Below are 6,466 nucleotides of genomic sequence, written 5' to 3'. Positions count from 1 at the left end.
ATCAAGGAATCCCTGGTGGAGATTGTCCAGAGCGAGCCGTTTGGCCCCATTCACGTAAAGGCCCGGGTGCAATAGCCATGCCCGGGTACTCCCGATCAATCAGTGTGAACCAAGCATGACCATGGAATCGACCCAGCTGCGCAATATTGTTGAAGGTGCTCTACTGGCCGCGGGACAACCGCTGAATCTCAATCGACTCAAAGCCCTGTTCGAAGAGGGTGAAGAGCCGGAAACCGATGCGTTGAAATCGGCTCTGGAAGCCATCGCAGCGGATTGCGAGGGCCGGGGGTTCGAGTTGAAGGAGGTCGGCTCTGGCTGGCGCTTCCAGGTGCGGACCGAGGTGGCGCCCTGGATCAACCGACTGTGGGAAGAAAAACCCCAGAAGTACTCCCGGGCATTACTGGAGACCTTGGCGCTGGTGGCCTATCGCCAGCCCATCACCCGCGGCGATATTGAAGAGATCCGCGGCGTCGCGGTCAGCTCCCATATCATCAAGACACTGACCGAGCGGGAGTGGATCAAGGTCGTCGGTCACCGGGATGTGCCGGGCCGTCCGTCCCTGTATGCCACCACCCGGCAATTTCTGGACTATTTCAATCTGAAAAGTCTGGACGAGTTGCCGAGCCTGGGTGAAATCCGTGACCTCAACGACATCAATGCGGCGCTGGACCTGGACACGGAAGCGGAGGGGAACAGCGATGACGACACGAATGATGATTCCGCTACTCAAGCGAGTCCCGAGGAAAACGTTGACGATAACGCGGCTGAGAGCCATGACCAGAACGACGGGGCTGAACACACAGCCGAGGCTGAAGCGGGTAGCGATGATCTCGACGAGACTCAGGCGCAGGCCGAGCCGGTGAACGACGAGGCCGAACCGTCCACTTCGGATGAGGTAGAGCACACGGAAGCCGCAGCAGACGAAGCGACAGAAGAGGATGTCGATGAGTCAGCACCGTCAGAAGCCTCTCAAGACCCCGACGGTGAGCAAGACCCGGAGGATGCGTCCACCGAGACCGAATACTATGAAGGTTCGCTGTTTGAGCGCGACGAAACGAATGATACAGACGCCGAGCCGCGTCAGAACCCCGAGGCAGACCAATCGTCCCTATGAGTAAATCGAAACGACCAGGCCCCTTTGGGCCGTCGAGCAACACCAGCAAGCCAGCAGCCCCCGGCAAGAGCGGTCGTGGCGCTCCGCCAAAGGCCGCCAAAGGCAAGGCACCTGCGGCTCCCCGGGAAAAAAAGCCCGTGGCTGAGGCACCGTTGGATGAAAAGCTGCAGAAAGTGCTGGCCCGCTCCGGGCTGGGCTCCCGCCGGGAAATGGAGCGCGCCATCGAGGCCGGTCTGGTAAAAGTCAATGACCGCCCGGCGCATCTGGGGGATCGAGTGACGCCCGATGACGCCATCTTTTTCAAGGGTGAGCGGGTTCAGGTGCGTACCCAGGTATCCCGTCAGCGGGTGATTCTGTACAACAAGCCGGAAGGCGAAATCTGTTCCCGTCAGGACCCGGAAGGGCGGCGCACCGTGTTCGAGAACCTCCCCGCGTTACAGGGCGAGCGCTGGATTTCGGTGGGGCGCCTTGATTACAACACCAGCGGTCTGCTGCTGTTCACCAACGACGGTGAACTGGCCAACAAGTTGATGCACCCCTCCTCAGTCATCGACCGGGAGTACCTGGTGCGGATTCAGGGTGCGGTGGACGATGAAATGAAGCGCCAGTTGGTCGAAGGCGTACTGCTGGACGACGGCGTAGCACGTTTCACCGATATTGTTGAGGGTGCCGGGGAAGGGCGCAACCGCTGGTTCTATTGCGTGGTGATGGAAGGGCGTAACCGGGAGGTTCGCCGCCTGTGGGAGTCCCAGGGGGTAAAAGTCAGCCGTCTGAAGCGCGTACGCTACGGGAATATTTTCATTCCCTCCCACGTCCGGGTGGGTCAGTGGATTGAGCTGAACGACAAGGAAATTCGGGATCTTCTGCTGACCGCGGGGATTGAGCGGCCCAAAGTGAGCCGTCTGACACCGGACGAACGAAAGCGCATGGAGCGACAGGAAAAGCGTCTGCGAGCCGGGGTCGGCAAGCGTTCTCCCGCCGTAAAACAGAAGAAGCCCAGAGCGCCCAAGGACAGTTGAGCTCAGCGGACTAGCTGAGCCCCGCCTGAACGCAGGGGGCTTCACCGGTGTGGCAGGTCAACTCCATGGCCACCCGGTTGCGCCCCTGGGCTTTCGCCCGGTAGAGCGCCTGGTCTGCCCGGTCGAACAGGCTGTGGATAGAGGTTTCACCCTCCGGTTTACGAGTGCTGACTCCGATGCTGACAGTGACCGAAAGTCGCTCCATGTCGGAAACCCAAGTCTGGACCGCTTTGCGCAATCGCTCTGCGAAGGTCTGGGCGCCGCCTGCATCGGTGCCACTGAGCAGCACGACAAACTCTTCGCCCCCGTAGCGATACACCAAGTCGGTTTCTCGACAGGCGTGGCTGATCGCTTTACCCACCTCTCTCAGAACCTGATCGCCCCGACTGTGGCCCCAGCGATCGTTGATCTGTTTGAAGTGATCCACGTCGACCAGCAACAGGGAAAATTCGCTGCCGCAGCGTTCTGCCAGGCGCAATTCCCGGTGAAGTGCGGCGTCGAGGGCGGCCCGGTTGCCCAGACCAGTCAGGGCGTCCACAGAGGCCAGGCGCACAGCATTCTGGTAGTTGAGGGCATTGCTAAGAGGGACCACCAGCAGGCTCAGCCACTCCTCCAGTCGCGCCAGCTCCATTTCGGAAAACCGACGATCCCGATAGAACAGCAGTGAACCGAGGGGCTGGCCGGAGCCGTGCAGCGCGTAATCACACTGGTGTCGTCCGGTATTGCCGATATCCACAATGCCCCCCGGCACCGGCGCTTCATAGCGCAGCCCTTTCAGACTCAGCAGTGGAGCCACCCCGTCATAGAAACGGGTGACCATGGTGCCCGGTTCCTGGGTGGTCATCAGGCGCTGCAACAGACCTAGTCGCTGCTCGGCAGCGTCTTTCTGGGGCGCACGAGGTTGTTGGCGATGTAGCGGTTGGGCGTCGTCTGGCATGAACGGGTTCGCTCTGTCTGTTGGTCACGTTTGCCGGGTAAAGGAAATACTCCGTAACGTGGTTCTCGAGTAGTCTCTCAAGCGATTTTTATGCCAGATTCAGAAAATGAATGTTAACTTGTTGTTTTTGTTGTAAAAAGCGAGGGGTTCGTTGACGGTTTTTGGCGTGTAAACCATCAAAATGCGATGTGGTGGCGGAATTTTGACAAGGTTTGCCGCCGGGCGGTCAAACCTTGCCGGTGCCGCCCGTTCAGCGCGCACGCTGCCGTCAGCTTTCGTTCACGGCCGGCAGGCAGACACGGACGCAAAGCCCGCCTTCCGGCTGGTTCTGCGCATCAATGGTGCCCTGGTGCAGCGCGACACTGCGCTGGGCAATGGCCAGCCCGAGCCCGTAACCACCGCTTTCCCGGTTGCGGTCCTCGTCCGTACGGTAGAAGGGCTGGAAGATGTCAGAAAGGCTCTCCGCCGGCACCCCAGGCCCCTGATCGCAGACCTGCACGCAGTAGTACGGATCGTCGGGCTTATGGGGTTTGTCGGCGCTGAGTGACAGGCGGACAGTCGAGGCAGGATCGGTGTAATGTAGAGCGTTGCGCAGGATGTTCTCGAACACGCCGACCAGCATGTTGCCGTGGGTCGGGACCAGAGCTTCGTCCAGCTCCGAATCCAGCACCAGGGTCACACCCTTGCGTCTCGCCTCGGCGCCATAGTTTTCCATCAGGGTTTCCAGCAGGGCCCGCAAGTCCAGGGTGTCGTCCAGCTCCCAGCCGCCGTTGTCGTGTACGGGCAGCGCCAGAATGTCGGAGATGACATCGCCCAGATAGTCGGCGGCTTTCTTGATCCGATCCAGTTCCTTGTCTACCGAACCATTGCTGCGCTGCTGGGCGATGCCGAGTGCCACCTGGAGTCGGGCGAGGGGAGAGCGAAGCTCGTGGGACACATCTTTGATCAGGCGCTTCTGCTCCAGCATGGCCTTTTCGAGCCGTTCGGTCATGTGGTCGAAATCCCGGCCCAGGCTCGCAATTTCATCCCGCCGTCCGGCAAAGTGGGGGCTGACGCGTACACTCAGGTCGCCATTGGCGATCTGCTTGGTGGCTTTCTGCAGAGTGGCAACGCTGCGGGAAAAATGTCGGGCAAGGAAGTAGCAGGCCACCCCGCAGATCAGAATCGAGACCAGCAGTAGAGGCCAGATGTTGCTGATAAACAGCTGCCACATGATATCCGCTTCGGAGGGGTCGTCGTGGGTGGACGACACTGTAATCACCTTGATCTTTCGGCCATCATTGAGCGAGAGGTAGCGGCCATAGATTTTCTGATGGCCTTCGATGTGCCGGCCGTAGGGCTTGATGCTGGTCAGCTCGGGAATGAGCGCTTGGACGCCCTGAGGCACCGGGCGATCCAACAGGTCCTCACCTTGTTCGTCGACAATATAGAAATACTGTGTGGACCAGCCGGGCATGGCCCTCATGTCCTGAATCAGTTCTTCGGTATTGCGGTTGATGGCCGAGCCGACCATCTGAAACAACAGGCGGCGGGCCGGGGCGTAGTCCTTGTCATAGCGGTGTTGGTGTAGCTTGGCGTCCGGCGCCAGATCAAACCAGTGCACCAGCACATTGGTGGCCACAATGATCGTGGCCGTGATCAGCCAGAAGGTGAAAAATACTTTCAGGTAAAGTCGTGTCATGCGGAGGCTAGGCCACCCTCGTGGGTATCGTTCAGGGTGAGCATATAACCGGCGCCGCGGACGTTGATGATCATTTCCCGTCGGGCTCCGGCACTGGTCAGCTTTTTGCGGATATTACTGACATGCACGTCGATACTGCGGTCGTAAGGGGTCAGTTTGCGGTTCAGCGCCTGCTCGGTGAGCTCATCCTTGCTGATCACTTGGCCGGCCTGACGAACCAGCAACTCCAGTACGCTGAACTCGGTGCCCGTCAGGGGGACATCGTGATCCTGCCAGTGGGCGCTTCGGCTGCCCAGGTGCAGGCGCAGTGCCTCCACCTGAAGGGTTTCGGCGCCGCCCGGTGACTGCACGGCACTACCGGCCCGGCGCAGCACGGCCCGCAGGCGGGCAACCAGCTCCCGGGGATCACAGGGCTTGGGCAGGTAGTCATCGGCCCCGATTTCCAGGCCTACGACCCGATCGATGGTGTCTCCCTTGGCGGTGAGCATGAGCACCGGGGTGGTGTACTTCTGACGCACCGTCTTGAGCACGTCAAATCCGCTGCGCTTGGGCAGCATCACATCCAGGATGATCGCCGCGTAATGGCCGCGGTTGACTTGCTCCAGCGCCTGCTCGCCGTCGTGGGCAACGTCCACTTCGAACCCCTCTGCAGTCAGATACTCGTTGAGTAGCTGGCAGAGTTCCTGGTCATCGTCGATCAGTAGCAGTTTCACCATGGTAGTGTCGGTTCTTGCCTCGTTTGAATGCCGAGTGTGTAGTGTGCTACAGCCTCCGCCGTCTGTCATGGCGTGGGACACAATTTAACCTTTTTTAACATGGCTCCCGCACTTGCCTGCCGGGGCCAGAATTGGGAGAATTCCCGTCCATCCGGAGTGATACCAGCAGAGGTGCATGTGGCGCAGATAGGCTTGTTTTTTGGAAGCGACGAGGGTAACACCGAACGGGTGGCTTACCTGATCCAGCAGTGTCTGGGCGAGGATGTGGTCGCCGTGCACGATATCGCCGATGTGACCCAACTGGATCTGGCGGATTACAACCAGATGATTCTCGGCATCCCGACCTGGGATTTCGGACAGATTCAGTCGGATTGGGAAGAGTTCTGGGATGATGTGGCGGAAGTGGACTTCAGTGGCAAGACCATCGCGCTGTTTGGCCTGGGCGATCAGTTTGGTTACGGTGACTACTTCCTTGATGCCATGGGAATGTTGCACGATGTGGTGGTCGCCGGCGGCGCCACTATCGTGGGGCACTGGCCCACGGAAGGCTATGATTATGAGGCGTCCAAGGCCGAAATTCCCGGCGAGGGCCTGTTTGTCGGCTTGGCTCTGGATGAAGATCAGCAGGAAGAACTGACCCTCAGCCGGCTGAATCTCTGGTGCGAGCAGATCCATCAGGCATTTGGGTTGACTACTCCCTTGAGCTCGCTGAGCGACGACTGACCTGATTCAGGTTTCAGCGATGAACACCGCCCGAATCGGAGCGGGATGACCCTCGGCGGTTCGGCTCGGATCGTCCGGGTCCAGAAACTCCGGCAGTGAGTGAAACCTCATCCAGTCAGTGGCGCGCTGCTCTTCCGTAGTGGTGGGGCAGAAATCGACCATGCGCGGGCTCCGGAAGCCGGCTTTGCGCAGCCAGCTCAGGAGACTGGGGCCGCTGGGTAAAAACCACACGTTATTCATTTTGGCGTACCGGCCTTCGGGCACCAGCACCTCACC

The 6,466-nt window shown here is 59.9% G+C and carries 7 protein-coding genes; 3 read left to right on the top strand and 4 right to left on the bottom strand.

Features of this window, described 5'->3' with window-relative positions:
• Window positions 1-121: 121 nt before the first annotated feature.
• Entirely contained in the window at window positions 122-1,114 is a 993-nt protein-coding gene (gene scpB / locus B3187_RS17440; protein ID WP_286807758.1) for an SMC-Scp complex subunit ScpB, read from the top strand.
• 137 nt (window positions 1,115-1,251) lie between these two features.
• Window positions 1,252-2,133: a 23S rRNA pseudouridine(2605) synthase RluB gene (gene rluB, locus B3187_RS17435; protein ID WP_246004334.1), complete on the top strand. Its 882-nt coding sequence runs from the start codon at window positions 1,252-1,254 to the stop codon at window positions 2,131-2,133.
• A 10-nt stretch (window positions 2,134-2,143) separates the two neighbouring features.
• On the opposite strand, the gene B3187_RS17430 is transcribed toward rluB, so the two are convergent.
• From B3187_RS17430 to B3187_RS17420, 3 genes are all read right to left on the bottom strand, one after another.
• Window positions 2,144-3,070 carry a GGDEF domain-containing protein gene (locus B3187_RS17430; protein ID WP_286807757.1) on the bottom strand — a complete coding sequence of 309 codons (927 nt, stop codon included), beginning with the start codon at window positions 3,068-3,070 and terminating at the stop codon, window positions 2,144-2,146.
• A gap of 268 nt (window positions 3,071-3,338) precedes the next feature.
• Window positions 3,339-4,751 carry an ATP-binding protein gene (locus tag B3187_RS17425; RefSeq protein WP_123637515.1) on the bottom strand — a complete coding sequence of 471 codons (1,413 nt, stop codon included), beginning with the start codon at window positions 4,749-4,751 and terminating at the stop codon, window positions 3,339-3,341.
• Window positions 4,748-5,467: a response regulator transcription factor gene (locus B3187_RS17420; RefSeq protein ID WP_286807756.1), complete on the bottom strand. Its 720-nt coding sequence runs from the start codon at window positions 5,465-5,467 to the stop codon at window positions 4,748-4,750. Before B3187_RS17420 ends, B3187_RS17425 begins: the two co-directional genes overlap by 4 nt.
• Window positions 5,468-5,644: 177 nt before the next feature.
• On the opposite strand from B3187_RS17420, the gene B3187_RS17415 reads away from it, so the two are divergent.
• Complete coding sequence (locus B3187_RS17415) at window positions 5,645-6,190, top strand: flavodoxin (RefSeq protein WP_123637514.1); 546 nt, start codon at window positions 5,645-5,647, stop codon at window positions 6,188-6,190.
• Between the two features lie 6 nt (window positions 6,191-6,196).
• Here B3187_RS17415 and B3187_RS17410 read toward each other — a convergent pair.
• Window positions 6,197-6,466: DUF1698 domain-containing protein (locus B3187_RS17410; protein ID WP_286807755.1), on the bottom strand; the 270-nt coding region annotated here is incomplete at its 5' end.

Origin of the sequence: Marinimicrobium sp. UBA4209, assembly GCF_002381585.1 — a bacterium.
Classification (GTDB): Bacteria; Pseudomonadota; Gammaproteobacteria; order Pseudomonadales; family Cellvibrionaceae; genus Marinimicrobium; species Marinimicrobium koreense.
This window is presented reverse-complemented; position numbering and strand designations above follow the sequence as displayed.

Bases quoted from the DNA above. Each gene is read 5' to 3' on its own strand.
- scpB (WP_286807758.1), top strand. From the start codon at position 122: ATGGAATCGACCCAGCTGCGCAATATTGTTGAAGGTGCTCTACTGGCC.
- B3187_RS17430 (WP_286807757.1), bottom strand. From the start codon at position 3,070: ATGCCAGACGACGCCCAACCGCTACATCGCCAACAACCTCGTGCGCCC.
- B3187_RS17425 (WP_123637515.1), bottom strand. From the start codon at position 4,751: ATGACACGACTTTACCTGAAAGTATTTTTCACCTTCTGGCTGATCACG.
- B3187_RS17420 (WP_286807756.1), bottom strand. From the start codon at position 5,467: ATGGTGAAACTGCTACTGATCGACGATGACCAGGAACTCTGCCAGCTA.